Origin of the sequence: Streptomyces sp. NPDC057694 (genome assembly GCF_042799415.1) — a bacterium.
In the GTDB taxonomy this organism is placed as follows: domain Bacteria; phylum Actinomycetota; class Actinomycetes; order Streptomycetales; family Streptomycetaceae; genus Streptomyces.
Genome location: NZ_JBHVIX010000011.1, coordinates 51,219 through 74,740 on the forward strand (window position 1 = coordinate 51,219; position 23,522 = coordinate 74,740).

The 23,522-nt window shown below is 72.5% G+C and carries 20 protein-coding genes; 19 read left to right on the forward strand and 1 reads right to left on the reverse strand.

The features are described from left to right. The first annotated feature begins 16 nt into the window (after positions 1-16). Complete coding sequence (locus ACFVDP_RS23500; protein ID WP_383492741.1) at positions 17-388, forward strand: VOC family protein; 372 nt, start codon at positions 17-19, stop codon at positions 386-388. 26 nt (positions 389-414) lie between these two features. Here the strand turns inward: ACFVDP_RS23500 and ACFVDP_RS23505 are convergent, their stop codons facing one another. Beyond that, on the reverse strand, positions 415-1,440 hold the full coding sequence (locus tag ACFVDP_RS23505) for a LacI family DNA-binding transcriptional regulator (protein WP_383492744.1): 1,026 nt from the start codon (positions 1,438-1,440) through the stop codon (positions 415-417). 401 nt (positions 1,441-1,841) lie between these two features. On the opposite strand from ACFVDP_RS23505, the gene ACFVDP_RS23510 reads away from it, so the two are divergent. From ACFVDP_RS23510 to ACFVDP_RS23595, 18 genes are all read left to right on the forward strand, one after another. After that, a complete protein-coding gene (locus tag ACFVDP_RS23510) occupies positions 1,842-3,119 on the forward strand; it encodes an extracellular solute-binding protein (RefSeq protein WP_383492747.1) in 1,278 nt (425 codons plus the stop codon). Positions 3,120-3,263: 144 nt separating this feature from the next. After that, positions 3,264-4,271, forward strand: a complete 1,008-nt coding sequence (locus tag ACFVDP_RS23515; RefSeq protein ID WP_383492750.1) for a carbohydrate ABC transporter permease — start codon at positions 3,264-3,266, stop codon at positions 4,269-4,271. 22 nt (positions 4,272-4,293) lie between these two features. After that, complete coding sequence (locus ACFVDP_RS23520) at positions 4,294-5,196, forward strand: sugar ABC transporter permease (protein WP_383492753.1); 903 nt, start codon at positions 4,294-4,296, stop codon at positions 5,194-5,196. Between the two features lie 52 nt (positions 5,197-5,248). Then, positions 5,249-6,910 (forward strand): alpha-amylase family glycosyl hydrolase, encoded by a 1,662-nt coding sequence (locus ACFVDP_RS23525; protein ID WP_383492756.1) that lies wholly within the window; start codon positions 5,249-5,251, stop codon positions 6,908-6,910. Beyond that, on the forward strand, positions 6,898-7,971 hold the full coding sequence (locus ACFVDP_RS23530) for a LacI family DNA-binding transcriptional regulator (protein WP_383492759.1): 1,074 nt from the start codon (positions 6,898-6,900) through the stop codon (positions 7,969-7,971). Before ACFVDP_RS23525 ends, ACFVDP_RS23530 begins: the two co-directional genes overlap by 13 nt. Positions 7,972-8,090: 119 nt before the next feature. Then, positions 8,091-8,681, forward strand: a complete 591-nt coding sequence (locus ACFVDP_RS23535; RefSeq protein WP_383492762.1) for a hypothetical protein — start codon at positions 8,091-8,093, stop codon at positions 8,679-8,681. 109 nt (positions 8,682-8,790) lie between these two features. Further along, entirely contained in the window at positions 8,791-12,180 is a 3,390-nt protein-coding gene (locus tag ACFVDP_RS23540) for a CHAT domain-containing protein (RefSeq protein WP_383492765.1), read from the forward strand. Beyond that, a complete protein-coding gene (locus ACFVDP_RS23545; protein WP_383492767.1) occupies positions 12,177-12,863 on the forward strand; it encodes a hypothetical protein in 687 nt (228 codons plus the stop codon). The genes ACFVDP_RS23540 and ACFVDP_RS23545 overlap by 4 nt, the downstream gene beginning before the upstream one ends. After that, positions 12,863-13,540, forward strand: coding sequence for an RES family NAD+ phosphorylase (locus ACFVDP_RS23550; RefSeq protein WP_383492770.1), 678 nt, complete (start codon positions 12,863-12,865; stop codon positions 13,538-13,540). Before ACFVDP_RS23545 ends, ACFVDP_RS23550 begins: the two co-directional genes overlap by 1 nt. Before the next feature lie 60 nt (positions 13,541-13,600). After that, positions 13,601-14,707 (forward strand): macro domain-containing protein, encoded by a 1,107-nt coding sequence (locus tag ACFVDP_RS23555; RefSeq protein WP_383492772.1) that lies wholly within the window; start codon positions 13,601-13,603, stop codon positions 14,705-14,707. A gap of 143 nt (positions 14,708-14,850) precedes the next feature. Next, positions 14,851-15,063, forward strand: a complete 213-nt coding sequence (locus tag ACFVDP_RS23560; protein WP_383492775.1) for a hypothetical protein — start codon at positions 14,851-14,853, stop codon at positions 15,061-15,063. Continuing rightward, complete coding sequence (locus ACFVDP_RS23565; protein ID WP_383492777.1) at positions 15,060-15,830, forward strand: hypothetical protein; 771 nt, start codon at positions 15,060-15,062, stop codon at positions 15,828-15,830. The genes ACFVDP_RS23560 and ACFVDP_RS23565 overlap by 4 nt, the downstream gene beginning before the upstream one ends. After that, on the forward strand, positions 15,827-16,603 hold the full coding sequence (locus tag ACFVDP_RS23570) for a protein phosphatase 2C domain-containing protein (protein ID WP_383492780.1): 777 nt from the start codon (positions 15,827-15,829) through the stop codon (positions 16,601-16,603). The genes ACFVDP_RS23565 and ACFVDP_RS23570 overlap by 4 nt, the downstream gene beginning before the upstream one ends. Before the next feature lie 2 nt (positions 16,604-16,605). Next, positions 16,606-17,658, forward strand: coding sequence for a hypothetical protein (locus ACFVDP_RS23575; RefSeq protein ID WP_383492783.1), 1,053 nt, complete (start codon positions 16,606-16,608; stop codon positions 17,656-17,658). Next, positions 17,655-18,299 (forward strand): 4Fe-4S single cluster domain-containing protein, encoded by a 645-nt coding sequence (locus ACFVDP_RS23580; protein WP_383492786.1) that lies wholly within the window; start codon positions 17,655-17,657, stop codon positions 18,297-18,299. Before ACFVDP_RS23575 ends, ACFVDP_RS23580 begins: the two co-directional genes overlap by 4 nt. After that, on the forward strand, positions 18,296-19,723 hold the full coding sequence (locus tag ACFVDP_RS23585; RefSeq protein ID WP_383492789.1) for a hypothetical protein: 1,428 nt from the start codon (positions 18,296-18,298) through the stop codon (positions 19,721-19,723). The genes ACFVDP_RS23580 and ACFVDP_RS23585 overlap by 4 nt, the downstream gene beginning before the upstream one ends. Continuing rightward, on the forward strand, positions 19,720-21,852 hold the full coding sequence (locus ACFVDP_RS23590; protein ID WP_383492792.1) for an AAA family ATPase: 2,133 nt from the start codon (positions 19,720-19,722) through the stop codon (positions 21,850-21,852). The genes ACFVDP_RS23585 and ACFVDP_RS23590 overlap by 4 nt, the downstream gene beginning before the upstream one ends. A 4-nt stretch (positions 21,853-21,856) precedes the next feature. Continuing rightward, a complete protein-coding gene (locus tag ACFVDP_RS23595; protein WP_383492795.1) occupies positions 21,857-23,521 on the forward strand; it encodes an Hsp70 family protein in 1,665 nt (554 codons plus the stop codon). Position 23,522: the final 1 nt, after the last annotated feature.

The window sequence follows — 23,522 nt, forward strand, 5'->3', positions numbered from 1 at the left end:
GGCGATACTGCCCGCCATGCCCCTGTCGCTGCACCACATCGTGATCGACGCCCACGACCTGCCCGCCCTGGCCCGCTTCTGGGCGCAGGCGCTGCGCTGGCGGATCCTGTCCGAGCGGGACCGGGAGATCGTGATCGGGCCGGACGAGACGGCGCCCGTGGGCATCTGCTTCATGCCGGTGACCGGCCCCAAGACGGTCAAGAACCGGCTGCACCTGGACCTCACCTCGGCCGCCGAGGACCGCGCGGACGAGATCGAGCGGCTGCTCGCGCTCGGCGCCCGGCCGGCGGACGTCGGACAGCGCGGCGACGAGTCGTGGACCGTGCTCGCCGACCCGGAGGGCAACGAGTTCTGTGTGGTCAGGCCGAAGCGGACACTGACCGGCTGACCACGAAGGGGGAGCGGTGGCCCGGCTCAGTCGCGCCGGTCGGGCGCCGCCGCCGTCGAACCGCGGACGACCAGCTCCGGCATGAAGACGAACTCCGTGTGCGGCGCGGGCGTCCCGCCGATCTCCTCCAGGACCGCGCGCACCGCCGCCTGCCCCATGGCCTGCACCGGCTGACGGATCGTCGTCAGCGGCGGGTCGGTGAACGCGATCAGCGGGGAGTCGTCGAAGCCGACCACCGACACGTCCTGCGGCACCCGGTGACCGGCCTGCCGGGCGGCGCGGATCGCGCCGAGCGCCATCATGTCGCTGGCGCACACGATGGCCGTGCAACCTTGCGCAAGAAGTGCCGCGGCCGCCGCCTGCCCGCCCTCCATCGTGTACAGGGAGTGCTGGACCAGCGCCTCGCTCTCCTCCGTGCTGAGGCCCAGCTGCTCGGCCATGCCCGACTGGAAGCCCTCGATCTTGCGCTGCACGGGCACGAACCGGCGCGGGCCCACGGCCAGGCCGATCCTGGTGTGCCCGAGCGAGGCGAGATGCTGCACGGACAGCCGGGTCGCGGCCCGGTCGTCGGTGGACACGAACGGCGCCTTGATCTGCGCCGAGAAGCCGTTGACGAGGACGAACGGGATGCCCTGGCCGCGCAGTTGGTCGTAGCGCTGGGTGTCGGCCGTGGTGTCGGCGTGCAGCCCGGACACGTAGATGATCCCGGAGACGCTGCGCTCCACGAGCATCTCGGTCAGCTCGTCCTCCGTGGACCCGCCGGGGGTCTGGGTGGCGAGCACCGGCGTGTATCCCTGGCGGGTCAGCGCCTGGCCGATGACCTGGGCGAGCGCCGGGAAGATGGGGTTGTCCAGCTCCGGGGTGATCAGTCCGATCAGGCCGGCGCTGCGGGTGCGAAGCCGCGGCGGCCGCTCGTAACCGAGCACGTCGAGTGCGGCCATGACGGATTCGCGGGTGCCGGAGGCCACACCGGGTTTGCCGTTGAGCACGCGGCTGACTGTGGCTTCGCTGACCCCCGCCTGGGCTGCAATGTCGGAAAGCCGCGCGGTCATGGCATTGGACTGTACCGGTTGCCTGCGGGAATGCCCACCGACAGGGAGAAACCGCTGCCCGCAAGTTCTTTGGAAGGTGTTGCAGAGCGCTTCAGGGTCGTGAACCGGCCGCGACGACGGGCGAACTCAGCGTCTTGCGACGGCATTTGCAGACTTTTAGCACGCTTATGTCCGTGTCTGCGTACGGGTGTCAAGCGATTCCCCGGCAACCTTCAGGACACGGCGATGTAACGATGGCCTCGTCTTGCAGAAATTTCGCGCAAGGTCTTTCGCGGCGCTTTCCACGCTGTTACGTTCACGTCGCCCGGCGGCCGCAGCGGCGCAGCCGGCAAGTAGGTCAGGGGAAGCGGTCGGGACCGTGTCCCCGCCCACTCACGGGCTTTCACTCTCTAGGAGATCTCATGCGGCGTGGCATAGCGGCCACCGCGGTGGTGGCGTCCCTCGCACTCGCGGCGACGGCCTGTGGCGGTAGCGACGACGACGGCGGCAAGTCCTCGGGACCGGTCACCATCACCTGGTGGGACACGTCGAACGCCACGAACGAGTCGCCCACGTACAAGGCCCTGATCGCGGACTTCGAGAAGGCCAACTCGGACGTCAAGGTCAAGTACGTCAACGTGCCGTTCGACCAGGCGCAGAACAAGTTCGACACCGCGGCCGGTGCCAGCGGCGCCCCGGACGTGCTGCGCGCCGAGGTCGGCTGGACGCCCGCCTTCGCGAAGAAGAGCTACCTGCTGCCGCTGGACGGCACCGAGGCCCTCGCGGACAAGGACAAGTTCAAGCCGAACCTGATCAAGCAGGCCCAGTACGAGGGCAAGACGTACGGCGTTCCGCTGGTCACCGACACCCTCGGGCTCGTCTACAACAAGGCCCTGTTCAAGAAGGCCGGCATCACCGAGGCGCCCACCACCTGGGAGCAGCTGAAGAAGGACGCCGCCACCATCAAGGCGAAGACCGGCGTCGACGGCTACTTCGGCTCCGAGAAGGGCTACTACTTCGAGCCGTTCCTGCTGGGCGAGGGCACCGACACCGTCGACGCCGCCGGCAAGAAGATCACCCTGGACTCGGCCGAGGGCCAGAAGGCGGCCAAGACCTGGCTGAGCACCTTCAACGGCAAGGGCCTGCACAAGGCCGACGTCACGGCCGACTCGTACGCCCACCGCCAGGACGCCTTCGTCAACGGCAAGGTCGCCATGACGATCGAGGGCCCGTGGGAGGTCACCAACTTCTACAAGGGCTCGGCGTTCAAGGACAAGGCGAACCTCGGCGTCGCCACCGTCCCGGCCGGCTCCTCCGGCAAGGCGGGTGCCCCGACCGGCGGCCACAACCTGTCGGTGTACGCGGGCTCGGACAAGGCCCACCAGGCCGCGTCCCTGAAGTTCGTCAAGTGGATGACGTCGGCGAAGACGCAGACGCAGATCGCGCTGAAGAACGCGACGCTGCCCACGCGTGACGACGCCTACACCACCGAGGTCACCTCGGACCCGGGCCTGGCCGGCTACCAGAAGGTTCTGACCGCCGCCTCACCGCGCCCCGAGCTGCCCGAGTACAGCTCGCTGTGGGGTCCGCTCGACACCGAGCTGCCGAAGGCCGCCAGCGGCAAGGAGAGCCTCGACAAGATGTTCTCCTCCGTCACGACCCAGTACGGCAAGCTCCTGCCCGACGGCTTCAGCAAGTAGCCCAAGCAACCCAAGTAGCAGGGCACTTCCCCATACAGGTGCCGCGGTTCCACTCAGCAGCCCGCCCCGCGCGTGGGACCGCGGCACCCGCAGTACGTACCACCCCGAAGCCGTGTACCAGCCGCAGACCAGAAGGTGTTCCCCATGACTGTCGCCGTCGAGCGCCCGGCCGCCCCCAGCGGAGGTGACCGCGGCCGGCGTCCGGGCCTCATAGCCCGGCTCAAGAACGGTTACCAGAAGCACTGGTACGCGTACGCCATGATCGCCCCGGTGATCGTCGTGCTCGCGCTGATCGTGCTCTACCCCCTGGTCCGCGGCTTCTACCTGACGCTCACCGACGCCGACAGCCTCAACTCGGCCCGCACCATCGGCGTCAACCACATCGACGCGACCTACAAGTTCATCGGCCTCGACAACTACGCCGACATCCTGTGGGGTCCCACCTCCTACGACCGTTTCTGGTCGCACTTCATCTGGACGATCGTCTGGACCGCGTCCTGCGTCACCCTGCACTACGTGATCGGGCTCGGCCTCGCGCTGCTGCTCAACCAGAAGGACCTGCGCGGCCGCACCGCCTACCGGCTGATGCTGATCCTGCCGTGGGCGGTCCCGACCTTCGTCACCGTCTTCGCCTGGCGGTTCATGCTCGCCGACTCCGGCGTCATCAACACCACGCTCGACGCCATGAGCCTGCCCTCGCCGTCCTGGCTGGAGGACCCTCTCTTCCAGCAGATCGCCGCGATCCTCGTCAACACCTGGTGCGGTGTGCCGTTCATGATGGTGTCGCTGCTCGGCGGACTGCAGTCCATCGACTCGACGCTCTACGAGGCCGCCGAGATGGACGGCGCGAGCGCCTGGCAGCAGTTCCGCAACGTGACCCTGCCCGGCCTGCGGTCCGTCAGCTCCACGGTGGTCCTGCTCGGCATCATCTGGACGTTCAACCAGTTCGCGATCATCTTCCTGCTCTTCGGCAACACGGCGCCGGACGCGCAGATCCTCGTCACCTGGGCCTACTACCTCGGCTTCGGCCAGACGCCCCGCGACTACGCCCAGTCCGCCACCTACGGCGTCCTGCTCCTGTCCCTTCTCATCGTCTTCACCTCCGTCTACCGCCGCTGGCTGAACCGCAATGACGTTCAAGCCGCCATCTGACGCCGCAGGAGCAGCCACCGCCATGAGCACCGAGATTCTGACGAAGACCCCCGTCCCCGAACCCGCCGCCCCGCGGCTCGTCAACGCGCCCCGGCGCGGCCGGCGCAGCCGCAAGATGTCGCTGGCCAGCCATGCCGTCCTCATCGTGGCGAGCCTCGTCGCGCTGTTCCCGATCGCCTGGCTGGTCTTCCTCTCCCTCGGCCCGGACAAGGACGACTACCTCCACCCGTCGCGGATCCTCGACACGGCGACGCTGAGCAACTACTCGTTCGTGCTGGGGCAGACCAACTTCCTGAAGTGGCTGGGCAACACGCTCATCGTGTCCCTCGGCACCACTGTGATCGGCGTGCTCGTCGCCGCCACCAGCGGCTACGCGGTGTCCCGGATGCGTTTCCCGGGCTACAAGAAGTTCATGTGGATCCTGCTGGTCACGCAGATGTTCCCCGTCGCGGTCCTCATGGTCCCGATGTACGTGATCCTCTCGGACCTGGGCCTGATCGACACCTACGCCGGCCTCATCATCGTCTACCTGACGACCGCCGTGCCGTACTGCGCGTGGCTGATGAAGGGCTACTTCGACACGATCCCCATGGAGATCGACGAAGCGGGCCGGGTCGACGGGCTCTCCCCGTTCGGTACGTTCTTCCGCCTCATCCTGCCGCTGGCCAGGCCGGGTCTCGCCGTCGCCGCGTTCTACACCATGATCACGGCATGGAGCGAGGTCGCCTTCGCCAACACCTTCATGCTCGACGACCAGAAGTACACCCTCGCGGTGGGACTGCAGAGCTTCATCAGCGAGCATGACGCCCAGCGCCAGTACATGGCCGCGACGGCCGTGCTGATCGCCGTCCCGATCTCCGCCGTCTTCTACCTCGTACAGAAGAACCTGGTCACCGGTCTGACGGCCGGTGGCACCAAGGGCTGAACCGCCCCGCACCACCGACCAGTCGTCCAGCCCCTCACGTCTCAAGGACACCATGAGCCAGCACTCCACGGACCAGTCACCCGTGTTCACCGCCACGATCCGCGAGGCCGCCGACTGGTGGCGGGACGCGGTCATCTATCAGGTGTATCCGCGCAGTTTCGCCGACAGCGACGGCGACGGCACGGGTGATCTGGAGGGGATCCGGCGGCGTCTGCCGTACTTGAAGGAGCTGGGAGCGGACGCCGTCTGGCTGTCCCCGTTCTACGCCTCCCCGCAGGCGGACGGCGGATACGACGTCGCCGACTACCGGGCCGTCGACCCGATGTACGGCACGCTGCTGGACGCGGATGCGGTGATCCGGGACGCGCACGGGCTGGGTTTGCGGATCATCGTGGACCTGGTGCCGAATCATTCCTCGGACCAGCATGAGTGGTTCAAGCGTGCGGTGGCGGAGGGGCCTGGATCGCCGGTGCGGGAGCGCTACCACTTCCGTGCGGGCAAGGGTGAGAACGGTGAACTGCCGCCCAACGACTGGGAGTCCATCTTCGGTGGTCCGGCGTGGACGCGGCTTGCGGACGGCGAGTGGTACCTGCACCTGTTCGCGCCCGAGCAGCCGGATCTGAACTGGGAGCATCCGGCGGTCGCGGACGAGTTCCGGTCGATCCTGCGGTTCTGGCTCGACATGGGGGTGGACGGGTTCCGGATCGATGTCGCGCACGGTCTGGTGAAGGCGGAGGGGCTGCCGGATCTCGGTGGCGGGGATCAGTTGAAGTTGTTGGGCAACGATGTCATGCCGTTCTTCGACCAGGACGGGGTGCATGCGGTCTACCGTTCGTGGCGGAAGATCCTGGACGAGTACGACGACGAGCGGATCTTCGTGGCGGAGGCGTGGACGCCGACGGTGGAGCGCACGGCCAACTACGTCCGCCCCGATGAGCTGCATCAGGCCTTCAACTTCCAGTACCTCGGCGCCCCTTGGGAGGCCGATGAGCTGCGGAAGATCATCGACACGTCGCTGGACGCGATGCGTCCGGTGGGTGCCCCGGCGACCTGGGTGCTGTCGAACCACGACGTGACGCGGCACGCCACGCGCTACGCGAACCCGCCCGGCCTGGGCACCCAGATCCGTACGGCCGGCGACCGCGAGCTCGGTCTGCGGCGGGCCCGCGCGGCCACGCTGCTGATGCTGGCGCTGCCGGGATCGGCGTACATCTACCAGGGCGAGGAGTTGGGTCTGCCGGACGTCACCGACCTGCCGGACGAGGTGCGTCAGGACCCCTCGTTCTTCCGCGCCCAGGGCCAGGACGGGTTCCGCGACGGCTGCCGCGTGCCTATCCCGTGGACGCGTGACGGATCCTCGTACGGCTTCGGCGAGGGTGGTAGCTGGCTGCCGCAGCCCGAGAGTTGGGGCGAGCTGAGCGTGGAGGCGCAGACCGGCCAGGAGGGTTCGACGCTGGAGCTGTACCGCACGGCGCTGGCTGTGCGGCGGGCGCAGGCCGGGCTCGGCGCGGGCGACAGTGTCGCCTGGCACGACGACACTCCTGCTGGGCTGCTGCACTTCGAGCGGCCCGGTTTCGCCTGCACGGTCAACACCACCGGCAGCGCCGTGCGCATCCCCGCCCCGGGCACCGTCCTGCTCGCATCCAGCCCGGTCACCGTCGAGGACGGCGAGATCGAACTGCCCGCCGACTGCACCGTCTGGTGGGCCGCGTGACGGTCTCCCCTCCGCAGGGTGCCGCCGAGAACGGCGGCACCCTGCGGCTCCACGACGTCGCGGCGCAGGCACAGGTCAGCGAGGCCACGGTCAGCCGCGTCCTCAACGGCAAGCCCGGCGTCGCGGCGGCCACCCGGCAGAAGGTGCTCGCCGCCCTCGACGTGCTCGGCTACGAGCGGCCGGTCCGCCTGCGCCGGCGCAGCGCCGGACTCATCGGCCTCGTCATCCCCGAGCTGACCAACCCGATCTTCCCGGCGTTCGCCCAGGTCATCGAGCAGGTCCTGGCCGGGTACGGGTACACGCCCGTGCTCTGCACGCAGATGCCCGGCGGCGCCACCGAGGACGAACTCGTGGAGCAGCTGGAGGAACGCGGCGTCAACGGCATCGTGTTCCTGTCCGGGCTGCACGCCGACACCACGGCGGACACGGCACGCTACGCCCGGCTGACCGACCGCAAGGTGCCCTACGTCCTCATCAACGGGTTCAACGAGCACATCAACGCGCCGTTCGTGTCACCCGACGACCGCTCGGCGGCCCGGATGGCCGTGCGCCACCTCGTCGACCTCGGGCACGAACGCATCGGCCTGGCCATCGGCCCGACCCGGTTCGTGCCCTCGCGGCGCAAGGCCGAAGGATTCGTCGCCGCCCTGCACACCATGCTCGGCGTGCCGCGCGACGAGGCCGAGACGCTGATCCAGCGCACCCTGTTCACCGTCGAGGGCGGCCACGCGGCAGGCGGAGCCCTGCTCGACCTCGGCTGCACCGGCATCGTCTGCGGCAGCGACCCCATGGCGCTCGGCGTCATCAGAGCGGTGCGCGAACGCGGCCTCGACGTACCGCGCGACATCTCCGTGACCGGCTTCGACGACTCACCGCTGATCCCGTTCACCGACCCGCCGCTGACGACGGTGCGCCAGCCCGTGCAGGCCATGGCGACCGCCGCCGTCGGCGCCCTCCTGGAGGAGATCGGCGGAACGCCCGTACAGCGGACCGAGTTCGTGTTCCAGCCCGAGCTGGTCGTACGCGGATCCACCGCACAGCGGGCGCGCCGCACGAACTAGGAACCGGGAGCGCCCCGGGCGAAGGCCGGGCGCTCTCCGGGCGCTGTCCGGTCACGGGGTACCCGCCGCCGCGTCCGCACGGTTCGCTGGTCGCACACGGCGACGCGGGGGTGGGTGCGATGGACATCGAAGGCGCGGGCGCGCCGTTCGTGGCGGTCGTCGGGGTGCTCGGGACCCTGCTGTCGGCCCTGCTCACCCAGCGCGCGGCCGACCGCAGCCGGCGGCGCGAACAGGAACGCGCCGAACGGGCCAGGGCACGGGCACGGGAGGCCGAGGAGCGGCGCGCCGGGTACGTCGCCCTCAACACCGCCTCCCGGCAGTACCTCGCCGCGCTCACCGACCAGGTGCACACCCTGCTCCGCGCCGAGGACGCGCCCGCGGTCCGCCAGCGCCTCACCGAAGCCCGCGACGTGCACCGCGACGTGTACGCAGAGGCCCAGATGCGGCTGCCCGACACGGTGCTCGACCTGGCCGGCGAGATCACCCACGCACTCGGCACCGTCTACGGCAGGCTCCGGCGCCTCGACGACGGCGACCCGCGCCCCGGCGACTCGCTCGGCGTCGCCCAGGCGGAGATCGACGCCCTGTGGGAACGGCTGCGCGTGCTGCGGCGCGGGATGCGCAGCGACCTGGGCGTCGCGGACCGGCCCGCCCCGGACACCGGGCAACTCGTCGATTCGGGCGCGTCGAGGGCGAGTTCAGGGCGATGATCGGGTGCGGACCGGAAAACCTCGGTGATCGGCGACCGTTGCGCCGTACGTCTCGGCATCATGGAGACGGAGACGCACGGCTGAGGTTCTCGGGACGGGGGAAGAGCCGGTGAGCGAAGCAGAGGAGACCGGTGGTGTCCAGGCACTGGAGGCCTGGGCGGGCGACGCCGTCGGCCGGGCCAGGGCACTGGTGCCGACGCCCGACACGGTGGCCGGGCCGTCGCGGGCCCACGACGATTCGATCGCCGAACTCGGCGCACTGGCAAACCTGTTGGACCACGATCCGCCGCTGCACAGCTCGGTGACGTGCTGGCTCGGCGGTGTCCTCACCCTCCGCCATGCCGCGGGCGGCGGGACCCCCGAGGACCGGGACCGCGCCCACCGACTGCTGCGCGACGTACGGGACCCAGCGACGCCGACCGGTGCGGCGGCCTCGGTCGAGGACCGCAGATGGGCCGCGCTGTTCCTGCTGACCCACGTGCTGCCCCTGCAGGAGACGAAGGGCGGGCTCGCACCGGAACCGGACGCGACCGCCTTCTTCGACCTGATGATGCGCGAAGGCCTCGACGGCATGAACCGGCTCGCGGCCGACGCCCGGGAACTGATGGCGGACGCCATCGAACTCCCGCTGCCGGCCGAGCAGTTGGCGGCGTTCCGGCAGGTGCACGACTTCGGGAACCAGCCTTCGACGGACGGGCTCACCGATCTGTTCACCGGCATGATCCCCGACGACGGCACTCCGGGCGCCGCCCAGATGCGAAAAATGGTGACGGACATGATGGGGCGGATGACCGGGGGAGGAGACATGCCCACCGGACCGGCCGCCACCCCCGGACCGGCCGCCACCCCCGGACCGGCCGCCGCCCCCGGACCCGCCGGCGGCGACGCGTCCGCCGGACCCTCCATGCCCTGGACCCCCGACGAGTTCCGCCGCATCATCGCCGCCTGGCAGGCCGTCAACACCACGTCGGTCGACTTCGTCGACCACGCCGGCGGAGGGGACCCCGCCGCCATCAATCAGCAGCTCAAGCGTCTGCGTGAGGCGTTCGACGACATGCCGGAGGGCCTGGGGATCAAGAAGGACGCCCTGGAAGGCATGATGGCCCTCCTGCTCAACATGAGCGAAGGCGCCGGCGGCACCCTCCAGGACCAGGCGCTCGGGTTCGCCAACAACCAGAAGGTCACCGACTACCTGCGCAGGCAGTCGCAGTCCTCGATCCCCATGGCCGACGGCATGGCGGTCATGGCGGACGTGATCGAGCTGATGACGAAGGTGCGGATCGCCGGTCCCGCCGAGGACGTCGAGCAGCTGCGCGCTCTCCTGCCCGAGGCCGAGCGGCTGACCGACGCCGTCCCCGAGGGCAGCGACTTCCGCTTCGCGGCGCTCATGGCCCGTGGCATGGTCCGGCTGGGCCTCGGCCGGCTCACCATGGACCGGGAACTGCTCGCCGACGGCCTCACGGACCTGGAGGACGGCAAGGCGGCAGGCCTCGCCGGCAGCCTCCCGTTCGGGCGCGACGAGATGCTGAACGTGTTTCCCGAGGGCGACATCGCCGCCGCCCGCGCGTGGCTCGCCGGAGACACCTCGGTCGTCCCCGACCGGGAGGTACCACCGGCGGACGCCCCCGCCGACCAGCTGCACACCGCCGCGAACCGGCTCGGCATGCGCTTCGGCGCCACCGACGCGCTGGAAGACCTCGACGCCGCCGTCACCGTCCTGGAACGGCTCCGTGAACACATCCGGGAGGGCCGGGCCCCACGCGTCGCCGCCGAGTCCCTGTGGAGCCTCGCCGACGGCTACCGCGCACGATGGCACCGGACCCGGCAGGAGGCCGACGCCGCCGCGGCCATCGACACGGCGAACGAGGCCCTCGTCACCCTCGCCGCCGACGTCCTCCTCCAGAACGGGGCCGAGCACCGCCTGACCACCGCGCGCACCGGAGCCTCCCTCGCCGCGCGGGCCGCCCTGTGGGCCGCCATGCACGAGCGGGTCGACGACGCGGTCGTCGCCCTGGAAATGGGCCGCGCCCTGGTGCTGCAAGCAGCTGCCACTTCCCGCAACGTGCCCGACCTCCTGGAGGAGCGCGGACACCCCGGCCTCGCCGCCGCCTGGCGCTCGTCCGGCGCCGCCGACGGCACGGAACTGCCCGCAGAACTCCCCAGCACCCTGCGCCGCCAGGCCCTCGAAGCGCTCGGCTACCGGGAGCGCGGCGGCCTGCTCGGCACCCCCACCCTGCGCGAACTCGCCGACGGTGTCGCCGAGGCGGGCGCGGACGCGCTGATCTATCTGGTCCCCGGCACCGGCGGCGAGGCGCCGGGCATGGTTCTCGCCGTCGGCCCGGAGATCGGCATCGGCGTCGGCGCGCTGCCCCTGCTCGCCGAGACCGAGAGCGGCCCCCTGGAGCGCTACCTGGATGCGGCCGCGGCCCTCTCGAAGGACCGGTCCGGCGGGAGGCAGGCGTGGGAGACGGCCCTGTCCGAGCTGTGCGACTGGGCGTACGGCGTCTTCGAGCACGTGCTCGGCGGACTGACGGACCACCTCCCCGACGGCACCAGGGAGCGCCGGGCACCCCGCGTCGTCCTCGTCCCGTGCGGCCGGCTCGGCATCGTGCCCTGGCACGCGGCCCGCTTCCCGGAGAACTCCCCGTACGACTACCTGTGCCGGGCCCTCGTGATCAGCTACGCGGCGTCCGGCAGCCAGTTCCTGCGGACCGTGAAACGGGCACCCCGCGATCCGGTCTCGGCCCCGGCCATGATCGTCGACCCGAGCGTCACGCTCCCGTTCGCCGAACTGGAGGTCCTCGCACTGCGCGAAGCCTTCTACCCCGGCGCGCGCCTGTACGGAGACTTCGGCAGCCTCCCGCCCGACTCGGTGCCGGCCGGCACCCCCGACCAGGTGCTCTCCCTGCTCGCCCAGGACCACTCGATGGTGCACCTGGCCACCCACGCCATGGCGGGACCGCGCCCCACCGAGTCGGCGCTGCATCTCGCTCCACCCGACGGCGACGGCGACGGCGACGACGACGGCGATGTCGGCGCTGGTGACGACGCGGCCGACGCGCACGGCCGGCTCACCGTGAGCCGCCTCCTCGACCGGCCGCAGCCCGCCGGACAGGACGCGGCCGACGGGCCGTTGATCGTCCTCAGCGCCTGCGAGACCGACCTGAGCAACCGCGACCACGACGAGGCCCTCACCCTCACCACGGCGTTCGTCTCCGGTGGCGCGCGGGACGTCGTGGGCTCCCGATGGGCCGCGGGGGACGGCGCGTCGAGCCTCATGATGACGGTGTTCCACCATCATCTGCGGGCCGGCCTCAGCCCGGTCGACGCCCTGCGCGCCGCACAACTGTGGATGCTCGACCCCGACCGGCAGGACCCGGGCTGCCTCGGCGACGACCTCCGGGCGGACGCCGGCCGCCCCGATCTGCAACGGCCGGGCCACTGGGCCGCGTTCATCCACCAAGGACACCCCGGCCAAGGAAAGCAGGAGGCCGTATGAACCCCGGGGACGACGGCACCGAGGTGCTCGACCTCATCGCCGACCACCACGACAGCGTCCGCGAGCACCTCACCGACGAGCAGTACCAGGATCTGCTGGGGCGCCTGCGGGTGCTCGCCGAGACCGCGCCGGACGACGCCAGAGCCGTACGCCGCGCCTTTCAACGGATCCGGCTGAGCCTGGTCGCGCTGCCGTACGGCCACCCGGTCCGCGAGGCGCTCGACTCCGTACGGCTCGTCGCCACACCGACAGCCGGGCAGCCCGTCGTGCGGCGGACAGTGGAACTGCTCGCCCGGATCACCGCGCCGCCACCGCCTCCCGACACCGCGGCGATCATCGCCGCCGTCGAGCAGCGGCTGCTGGGGGCGCCCGCGCTGACCGCCGCCGAGGTCCGCGGCCGCTACGGCGGAACGGAACCGCCGCCCGAACTGATCCGGCTCGCCGACCCCGAACGCGGCGACCGCTACCCCGAGTTCCAGTTCGGAACCGCGGACGGGGCGCCGTACCGGATCGTCCTGGAGATCAACGGGCTGCTGTGCGCCGACGCGGACCCCTGGGGCGCCGCCGACTGGTGGCTGAGCGCCAACGCCTGGCTGGGCGGCAGACGGCCCGCCGCTCTCCTCGGCGACCGGTCGGACGGCGAACTCCTCGACGCCGCTCATGTGCTGGTGGAGGGGGACTGATGCACGAGCAGGCACCGACGCCCTCCGCGTACCGCTTCCAGCCGCACTGGGAAGTGCTCCCCGCCCACACACAGTTGTGGCGGATGCATTCGTCCCGGTTCGCGGCCGAACAGTTCAAACCGTTCCAGGCGGAGGACCCCGCGCCCGGCCGCTTCCACGGCACCCGGGAAGACCCCTACCCCTGCCTCTACGCGGCCGTGGACGCGGAGACCGCACTCGCCGAGACGCTGCTGCGCTCCGTGCCCTTCGACCGGGAGACCGGGATGCGCCTGGTCCCCTGGAGGGCCGTGCGCAACAAGGCGCTGCACGTGGTGCGCACCCGGTGCGAACTGCGACTGGTCTCCCTGTGCTCGGGACCCGCCCTCGCCGCCGTCCTCCAGGACAACTCCCTGCTGGAGAACGAGGGACGCGAGCACTACACGAACACGCGGCAGTGGGCGCGCGAGGTCCGGGCCCAGGTGCCCGGGGCCATGGGCATGATCTGGGGCTCGAAACGCAACCCGTCACGGCGTGCCCTGGTGCTCTTCGGCGATCGCCTCGCCGACGTCGCGGACGGCCCCCTCGAACCCCTGCCGTACCGCAGCATCGCCGACCTCGGCTCCCCGGACGGCATCAAGGAGGCCAACCAGTTGCTCGAACCCCTGCGATCGGCGATCAAGGAACCGCTGCACCGCTGATCCGGAAGCCTTGCGCAATCGGCTTGTTCGGCCGTGACACGTGGTGCCATCGTTGGCCGCATGGCACCAGCGTCTGTCGACCACGCGTCAATTCTGGCCGATTTACAGACAGTTCGGCGCGCCGGACTGCTGCGACTGCGCGACCGAGAGCTGCCCGCACTGGAGGCGGCCGCGGCCGCTACAGTCGTCGCGCGCACCCGCGAAGCCGCGGTCGAGGCGCTGCTGCGGCGTGCCGTGGACCGGCTCGACGCGGGCACGCTGCGCACCGCCGCCGCGTACACGCTGGGTCTCGCCCAAGGCACCCGGGACTGGCCCGCGTCGTCCCGCCGGGCGCGCGCCGCCGAGATGTACCGGGTCAGCGAGGAGCGCTTCCGCAAGCACCACGAAGTGATGGTGCTCGGGCAGGTCGCCGAACACATCGTGGCGCTGACCGCCGACGGGAGCGGCGGCGCACCGGACGCGGGCGACTGGGAAGGGGTCACCCACCGCGGCGTGGACGTCCTCGCGGGCAGCCGCCCCGTACGTCTCACCCTCCACGTCCACCCCGTCGACCTGCTGCGCGACGTGGACGTGGTGGTCTGCCCGGCCAACACCTACTTCGCGCTGCCCGAGCCGTACAAGTCCTCGGTGTCCGCCTCCCTGCGCAGAGCCGCCGCCGTGCGCGGGGTGACCGGCGACCTGATCGACGACCCGCTCCACGACGAACTGCGCAAGTGGGCCGCCAGGAACGGCGCTTCGGGCCGTCCCGTCCTTCCCGGCACGGTCGCGACCACCGGGTCGGGAGCGATGGCCGAGGCCGGAGTCCGGCGGATCTACCACGCGGCGGTCGCCGTCCCCCGGGCCGGCACCAACGACTACGACGTCCTGCCCGCCGACATCACCCGCGCCACCTCGCGCGCCCTCGCACTTCTGGCCGAAGAGCGCGACCGGTACGCCCCGCCGCTGCGCTCGGTGTGCTTCCCGCTGCTCGGCTCCGGGCGCGGCGGACTCCCGTACCGGGTGAGCGCGGCCGCCGTCTGGAGCGCCGTCGAGGCCGAACTGGCGCGCGGGGCGCCCTGGGACGTGCACTTCGTGGTCCGCGCCCCGGAGGCGGCGAGTGTGGTGGAACGGATCACGGCCGGGACCCGACCGGTTCGCGACCCGTCCGCGACCGGCCGGTCCGCTTGACTGGTAGTGCGGGTCGCCCGGGTGGGACCTCGGGGGAGCCTTCGCCCCCGGGCGGCTCGCGCCCCGGCGCGCAGTGTCTCGACGGAGCGTCAATTTCCGTAACAGGCAAGAAAGATGGGCACGATGGCACATACTGTGGCCGCATGATCAGGGGGATGGGGGAGTGGGCCCACGGCACCACCGGACGCACGGTGACCTGGCCCGCCCCGGACATGTACGTACTCGTCGACGGTGTTCTGCTGCGCATGCTTCCCGAGCCGCCCGGCCTGCCGCCGGGTACCGCCGTGACCGTGCGCCACGACCCCGAGCGGCAGCGCCTGGTGGCCCACGCCGACACCGCGGGGGCGGCCGGATGAGCGTGCGCGGCATCGAGTTCGGTGCCGGGTACGAGGAACGCCAGCCGGTCGTGCTCCTGCTCGACACGTCCGCCTCCATGGGACGCCCCGCACAGCACCCGCGCATCGACGAGCTGAACGAGGCGCTGCGCAGCTGGTTCGACGGGGTCCGGGCGCAGGAGCGGCTGCGCACCCGGGTGGAGACGTGCCTGATCACCTTCGACTCGGTCGTACGGGTCTACGATCCGGGGCCCGGCCGCCTCGTCCCGGTCGAAGAGGCCGCCAAGGAGCGGCTGTTCGTGCTGGTGGACCGGCTGCATCCGCCCGCGCTGCGCGCCGAGGGCCTGACCCGGCTGACGGACGCCGTCGAGACGGGCCTCGATCTGGCCCGCGCCCGCTACCGCGCCCTCCAGGCGCAGCGCGTCCCGGTCCGCCGTCCCTTCCTGTGGGTCCTCACCGACGGGGCGCCGAGCGACACCGAAGGCCGGCCGCTGGACGCGGCCGCCCTCGCGGGCACGGCCGAGCGGGTGCGGCGGGGCGAGGAGCAGGGGGAGTGGGTGGTCCAGGTGGTCGGGGTGCGCGGCGCCGACCTGCCGCTGCTGCGGGCCCTGGCGCCGAAGGCCACCTCCTTGCTGGAGAACCTGGACTTCGGCCGCATCCTCGAACTGTTCTTCCAGAGCACCGACGCCAGCAGCCCCGACCAGGACGCGGACCTCATCCACCGGCAGGTCGAGGACCGGGCCGCCAAGCTCGCCCGCATGGACCGGCTGGAACGGGGGCTGCGGTGATCGTCGCGGGCGCCGGTGTCCAGGGCGCCGCGCATCTGGCCCGGGCCCAGGGCTGCCAGGACGCCTTCAAAGCGGTCGACCTGGGCGACACGGCCGTCCTCGCCGTGTCCGACGGCGCGGGCAGCCGCCACCGCAGCGCGCTCGGCGCCCATGTCGCCGTCGACGCGGCCTGCCGCCTCCTGGCACGGGACATCCCCGGCGCCGAGGAGCCCCCGGAGGCGTGGACCGCGTGGATCGCGGGATGCGGCAAGACCGTCGTCGAGGAGTATCTGCGCGCGGTCACAGGGGCGCTGGCCGCGGACGCCTCCGACCCCGGTGAGCCCGGCGATCTGGCGGCGACCCTCACCGCCGCCGTCGTGGCACCGCCCTGGGTGGCGTTCGTGTCGCTCGGCGACGGCTTCGGCACCCTCCTGACCCGCGACGACCGCTGCCACCTCGTCCTGCCGCCGCCCGAGGGACCGCCCGCCTTCCTCTCCTCGCCCGGCGCGGCCCTGCGCATCCGCACCTTCGTCGTGTGGGAACCCGAGCTGAGCGGCGTCGTCCTGTCCACCGACGGCTGCGCGCCCCTCGCACTCGACCACCCGGCCGTCCGCGAACTCCCGCTCAGGGCAGGCCCGTTACCCGCCGAGGGCTTCTTCCTCGGCCTCGCCGCGACGCTGCGCGACAACGAGGGCGACGCCGAACCGCTCAGGCGTCTGCTCTGCGCGCAGGAAGCCGGCGACCGGACCGGTGACGACCTGACCGTCCTGTGCGCGCTCGTCGAAGGGGGCTGACCATGGCCCTGACGCTGGTCTCCCGCGGCGGACACACCTGGCGGCTCACCGAGCAGATCGGCAGCGGCTCCGAGGGCTTCGTCTACGGCGTCGACGACGACCGCCCCCTCGTCGCGAAACTCGTCCCCGACCCGCCCGACGCCGCGGCCTACCGGCGCCGCGTCGCCCGCCTCGTCCGCCAGCGCCGCGAACCCCGCACCGTCGGCCTGCTCTCCGGCACACCCGTCCGCCTCGCCTGGCCGCTGGTCCAGGTGCACACCGCGGGCGGCAGCCCGGGGGACCGCGTCGACGGCTACGTGATGACCGACATGCGCCACGCGTACCAGCCCTTCAGCCACCTCCTCGACACCTCCGCCCGCCGCGTCCACCTGCCCGGAGCGACCTGGGAGAGCGGACTGCGCGCCGGCCTCGCACTGGCCCGGCTGCTGGCCGAACTGCACGCCGAGGGCTATGTGGTGGGCGACCTCAAGCCCGACAACCTCTGGGTCGACGAGGCCGGCCGCGTCGGGATGGCGGACGTCGACTCCTGGCAGTTCAGCGACGGCCGTGAGGTGTTCCCCGGCCGGATGCGCACCCCCGGATACACGGCCCCCGAGCGCATGGGCGCCCGCGCGGGGGCGCCGCCGGACGCGGCCTCCGACGACTTCACCCTGGCCGTTCTCGTCCACCAGCTCCTCATGGCGGGCCTGCACCCCTTCGCGGGGCCCCCGGCGGACGGCCGCGACTATCTCTCGTACGACGACAACGTGCTGCACGGCCGCTGTCGGCTCGTCGACCGCGCCTCCGTGCTGCTGCCCCGCTCGGTACCGCCCGCCGACCTGCTGCCGCGCCGACTCGCCCACCTGCTGCGTACGGCGTTCGGCGGCACCCCGAGACGTCCCGCGGACACCGAGTGGGCCGAGGCGCTCGCCGCCGAACTGGGCGTCGGCCGGCTGAAGGTGTGCAAGGTCAACGCCCACCACGTCCACACCGTCGAGCGCCCGTGGTGCCCGTGGTGCGACCAGGCCGAGCGCGGCACCGACAGCTATCCCGGCCCCGCGCGGGAGGTGCGATGACGACCCGTCTCTCCGTCTCCAGGACCCTGGACCGGTGCACGGTCCTCGGCCCCGGCAGCCGCGCCGTCATCTGGGTGCAGGGCTGCCCGCTGCGCTGCACCGGCTGCGTCGCGGCAGAGACACTGCCGTTCGACGGCGGCACGAGCCGCACGGTGCCCGAACTCGCCGACTGGCTCTGCGCGTTGGACGGCATCGAAGGCGTGACGTTCTCCGGCGGCGAGCCGTTCAGCCAGGCCGGGGCGCTGGCCGAGCTGCTCGACACGGTGCGCGAGCGGCGCCCGGACTTCGGGGCGATGGCGTACTCCGGGTTCCGCCACGAGGCGCTGCGGCGCGGCGGCCCGGACCGGCTCGCCCTGCTCGACCGGCTCGACCTGCTGGTCGACGGACCGTACGTCGCGGCCCGGCACGGCGCGCTGCGCTGGCGCGGCTCGGACAACCAGCGGCTCGTCCCGCTCACCGACCGCTACCGGGAGGTGCTCGACGAGCCGGACACGAGCGCCGGGGTCGAGATGTCGGTGGAGGCGGACGGCTCGCTGTCCTGGGCCGGAGTACCACCCACCCCCGGTTTCCGGGGACAGCTGGAAGAACAGCTCGCGGTGCGGGGGTTCGTGCTGCACACCGAGGAGCGGAGGGAACGATGAGCGGATCACCGAAGTACAGCAGCGTCCGGGTCGGCGCTCTGTACGCCCAGCGAGAAGCGGCGGAGCGCGCGCGCCGGGCCGACGAACGCCGGGCCAGGGAGCGCAGGCGGGCTGCCGAACGGGTCAGGATCGCCCAGGCCGCCGCCGCCCGCAGGGAACGCGCCCGCGCCGAAGCCGCCCGCAAGGAAGCCGAGGTGACGGCCCGCAGGGAAGCCGAGCACGCCGCCCGCCGGGACCGCGCGCAGGCCGAGCAGAGCCGCGCCGACGAGCGCGGCCTTGAGGAGGTGCGGGAACTCGTCGCCGAGGCCCAGCGGTCCGGGGTGCGCGACGGGATCGGCGCCCTGGAAGGAGAGCTGGCCGCCCTGCGGGTGCGCGTCGCGCGCGGCGAGCGGCTCGACGGCGCGGTGGAGGTACTGCGCGGCAAGGCAGTCGGCCTGCGCGCGACGGACGCCGGGAGCCGCACGGACGACCGCGTGCACGTCCTCGCCGCTCTGGATCGCCGATTGGCGGCCGCCCCGGACGGAGCCATCCTCGATGCCGAGGGCCACCGGCGCTGCACCGATCTTCTCGGGCAGCTCCGCGCAGCGTCGGCGCCCGACCAGCAGGTGCGCTTCGAGGCGCTGTTGGGCACGGCCGAACACGCCCTGGACCGGCACGCGGCGACGATCGCGCAGGCGCGGGAGACCGCGGAGCGCGAAGTCCGGGCCGAGCGGGAACGAGCGGCGGAGCGGGAGCGCGCGGCGGAAGAGGAGCGCGCGGCCGAACGCGAGCGCGCCGAGGCCGCGGCGGCCCTGGAGCTGGCCCTCACGGAGGCCGCCGAGCGGCTCGACGCCGTCCGCCCCGCGGCCCAGGGCGTCGTCAACACCGCCGCCGAGCTGGGCGCCCCCGATCTCGCCGACACGATCGACGACGCGCTGCGCGCCGCGACGGAAAGCCTGACGGCACGCCGTCCGGGCGAGGCGCTGGCGGCCGTGGCCGACCTGGAGGCCCGCCTCCCCGACGCCGAAACCCGCCTCGACGAACTGGAGTTGGCCGACGAGCGGCGCCGCGACCTGGTGGCGGCGCTCCGGGACGCCATGACCGGGGAAGGGTTCGCCTTCGAGGGCGGCGCGGAGGAGGACGGCACGTTCCGGCTGCACTTCACGCGGCCCACCGGGGCGACGTACGAGACCACGGTCGCCAGCGAGGAGGACGGCACACCCGTCCTCGTCTACCGCGTCGACGGCGAACCGGACGTCACGCTGCACGCCGCTCAGGACGAAGCGGTGTGCGACACGACGGAGGCGCTCCTGGAGCGGGTGCACGAGTCGCTCGGCGGCGACGACGGGTTCGTCGCGGGCGAGATCACCTGGGACGGCAAGCCGCCGGGCCGCCGCGCCAAGCCGCTGCCCCGCGACGCCTCCTGGAGGTGGACGACCCCGTGACCACGCTCGACTTCACCAAGTTCGACGAGGACGGCGCCGACCGGGCCGACAGTGCCGACGGCGCCGAGGACGCCGGGGGCAAGGACGGCGCGGGACCGGTCACCGCCGACGGCATGATGCCCCTGTGGGCGGTGTCCCTCGGCTGGGAACTCCGGCGCGGCCGCCAGGTCGTCCTCACCGGTCAGATCAGGGACCGCTGGTGGTTCGAGGACCGCCCCGCCTCCTTCCGCGATCTCGTCGCCGGAGTCCTGGAGGCCCGCGGCGCCGACGTCGTCGGCTGGTGGGACCCGGTGGCCGGACTCACCTTCCCCCTGCCCGGGCACGCGGAACGCTTCGCGGAGCTCGCGGCGGACCGCCCCCGCGGATCCGCCGAACGGCGCGGCCGCGACGACTCGCGCCCCGATGGCGGGGCGGACGGGAGCAGCGCCGCGGGCGAACAGGACGGGCCCCGCGAGAGCGGCCCCGCCGAAGGCACGGACCCGCGCACCCGGCGCGGCCGCGAACGCGGCCGGGAGCGGTCGGGTCTGCTCGCCCCCCGGCAGGCCGGGCCGCCGCGGTCGTTCGACGACGTCGTGGCCGTCGTGCACCGGCTCGTCGCGTCCCCGGACGCCTCCGTGGCCTTCGTCTTCCAGGACGTCGACCACCATCTCCCGCCCGGGCAGCCGGAGTCGAACGCCGGATATCTCCTGCTGCGCGCCGCGATGACGGACGCCGTGACGCCCCGCGAGAGCCTCGCGGGCCGCCCGCCGCACGCACGCAACGCCGTCCTGTGCGCGGTCGGTGATGTGGGCCGGCTGCCCGGCTGGTTCCCTCTGGAGGACCCCCGGATCGCCACCCTGCACATCGGCCCGCCCGACCCGAGCGAGCGGCGGCTCTGGCTGACCTGGCTGCGCGGTGACTTCAACGGCGCCCCGGAAGCCACCCGGCACGACATCGAGGCCCTGGTCGGCGCGACCGACGGCATGTCCGGCTGGGACATCGAGGCCCTCGCCCGGACGTCGTGGCTGCGCGTCGCGCCCCTGCAGAAGCCGGACAAGCTCCTGGAACTGCACCGGCTCAACGTGAGCGTCGACCCGTGGACCCAGCTCGACCGCGACACCGTGGCCCGCGCCGCCGGAGTCCTCGGCACCCGGGTCGTGGGCCAGGCCAAGGCCGTCGAGGCGGTGTCCGCGGCGCTCCAGGCCGCCTTCGTGGGCATCGACTTCGGCGGCTCCGGCACCGCCCGGCCGCGCGGCGCGTTCTTCTTCGTCGGCCCGACCGGCGTCGGCAAGACCGAACTCGCCAAAGCGGTCGCCGAGTTGATGTTCGGCGACCAGAGCGCCTACGCCCGCTTCGACATGAGCGAGTACCAGCAGGAGCACGCCGCCGAGCGGCTCGCGGGCGCGCCGCCCGGGTACATCGGGCACGAACAGGGCGGCGAGCTGACCCGCCGGGTCCAGGAGCGGCCCTTCAGCGTCCTGCTCTTCGACGAGATCGAGAAGGCCCACCCCCGCGTCCTCGACAAGTTCCTGCAGATCCTGGAGGACGGCCGGCTCACCGACGGCCGCGGCCAGACCGCGTACTTCTCCCAGTGCCTGATCATCTTCACCTCCAACACCGGCGCCGAGGCCGTCCAGGGCCTGCTGTCCGACGGCGGTGAGGACGGCACCGAAGAAGTGCCCTACGCGGCCCTCGACGCACACTTCACCCGGGCGGTCGAGGAGAAGTTCCGGGCGATCGGCCGACCGGAGATCTACGGCCGGCTCAAGCCGGGCGTGGTCGTCTTCGACATGCTGCGCCGCGAACACATCGTGAAGATCGCCGACCGGCTGCTCGGCCAGCTCACCGAGTCCGTCCGCGAACGCCACCAGGTCGAGCTCGTGCCCGACACGGCCACCCTGCACCCGTGGATCACCGCGCGGATGAGCACCCCCGAGCACCAGGCGTACGGCGGCCGCCAGATCCGCAACGAACTGGAACGGCTGCGGGCGGCCGTGGTCGGGCACTTCCTGGCCCGGCGCCCGGCCCCGGGCAGCCGCGTCCGGCTGGGCATCGACACCACCGGCACGCCGTGGGCCAGGACCGAGACCGCGCCCGGAGCCGGGACCGGTGCCACGACCGGTGCCACGACCGAGGAAGGGACCGGCTGACGCCATGCTCGGTATCGCCATCGACCACCGGATCGCCCACCTCGGCCGGTTCGACCCGCAGGGCCGCCCGGTCGTGACGGCGACGGACCTGGAGGACCTGGCCGGCACCGACGGTGTCGCCGACCCCGCCGCCGCGCTGCACCTGCTGCTCACCGCGGACGAGGACGACGACGCGGTGCTCGGCCTGCCCGCCTCCGCCGACCGCGAGGCCGAGGCCCGGCTGCGCCGCGCCGCCGAGGACGCGGGGCTCCACGTCCACCGCATCGTCCCGAAGCCCGTCGCGGTGGCCCTGCACTACGGCGCCATCGACGAGGGCGTCCACCGCACGATCCTGGTCGTCGACCAGGCGGCGGAGACCGTGGAGCTGACGGTGCTCGCCATCACCCCGGACCTGACGGCCCGCATTGTCACGACGCGCACCGCACCGCTCGGCGAGGATCACGCCCGTACCCAGGTGTCCCGGGCACTCGCCGAGGCCACCCCGGACGCCGTCCTCCTCTCCGGCGGCCTGTACACGAACCCGGCCCGCCGCGACGAGGTCGAGGAACTGTCCGCCGCCCAAGGGGCCATGGTCCGCTGCACCACCCCTGAACTCGCCGTCGTGCACGGCCTGTTGCTCCTGGAGGACTTCGGCCTGCTGCGCGTCGGAACCGGCCCGGCACCGGCGGGCGACCGGAACTTCCCGCCACCGCTGGAGGACCCGGAGCCGCAGCCCTGGCAGACCGCCCCGACGGACCCCGAGCCCCCGGCCAAGAGTGCCCCGGGAGCGCCCACCGCCACGGCGACGGAACCCGTCACCCCCGTAGAGCCGGCACCGATACCGACGCCACGAGCAGAGCCGCACCCCGAACCGGCCCCGACACCGGAAGAACCGGCGCCCGAACCGACGCCCGAACCCGCACCCTTTGCCTCGCCACCGACGCACACCGCCACCGCCACCGCCACCGCCACCGCCACCTCCTCTGTTCCCGCCTCCACCTCCACCCTCCACTCCGTCCCCGTCACCCAGCTCCAGGCCATCCGCCGCGACGACCACCTCCTCGTCCTGTGGGCCTGGCCCGACGACGCGCTCACCGCCCGCGTCCGCTGGCGCCGCGAGGATCCGTCCACGTCCGGTGACGGTCCGCGCGACGGCGACATCCGCTGTCAGCGGCGGGTCTACGAACACGACGGCGGCCTCGACCTGCCGCTCGGCCGCGGCACGGTCACCCTCACCGTCGAGGCGCTCGTACCGGACGCCGGTGCCGACACCGAGGGCGCCGCGTCCCTGCGCGTCGCGGCCGAACCGCCCATCGTCGACTACGAACCGTCGCTGCGCCGCCGCCTCACCGGCGCCCGCGTCGCCACCGTCACGTTCACCGCGCGGACCGGCTGCGACCTGCCCGCCGTGCGCATCGTGCACGGCCTCGGCCGCTACCGCCCCACCAGCACCGCCGAGGGCACCGTCCTGCACGAGGTGCCCGCCCAGCGGCTCTCCGCGGGCACGCCCCTCACCGTGGAGTTCCCCTTCCCCAGCACCAAGGGCACCTCCTGGCTCGTCTGCTTCCCGGCGAGCGGCCCCGCCTCCCCGCACGAGCGGGACGACCCGCACGACGGCTACGACGCGTACGACGACCACAACGACACCGACATCCGCCCCACGGCGCTGCACCGGCTGCGAGTGACCTGAC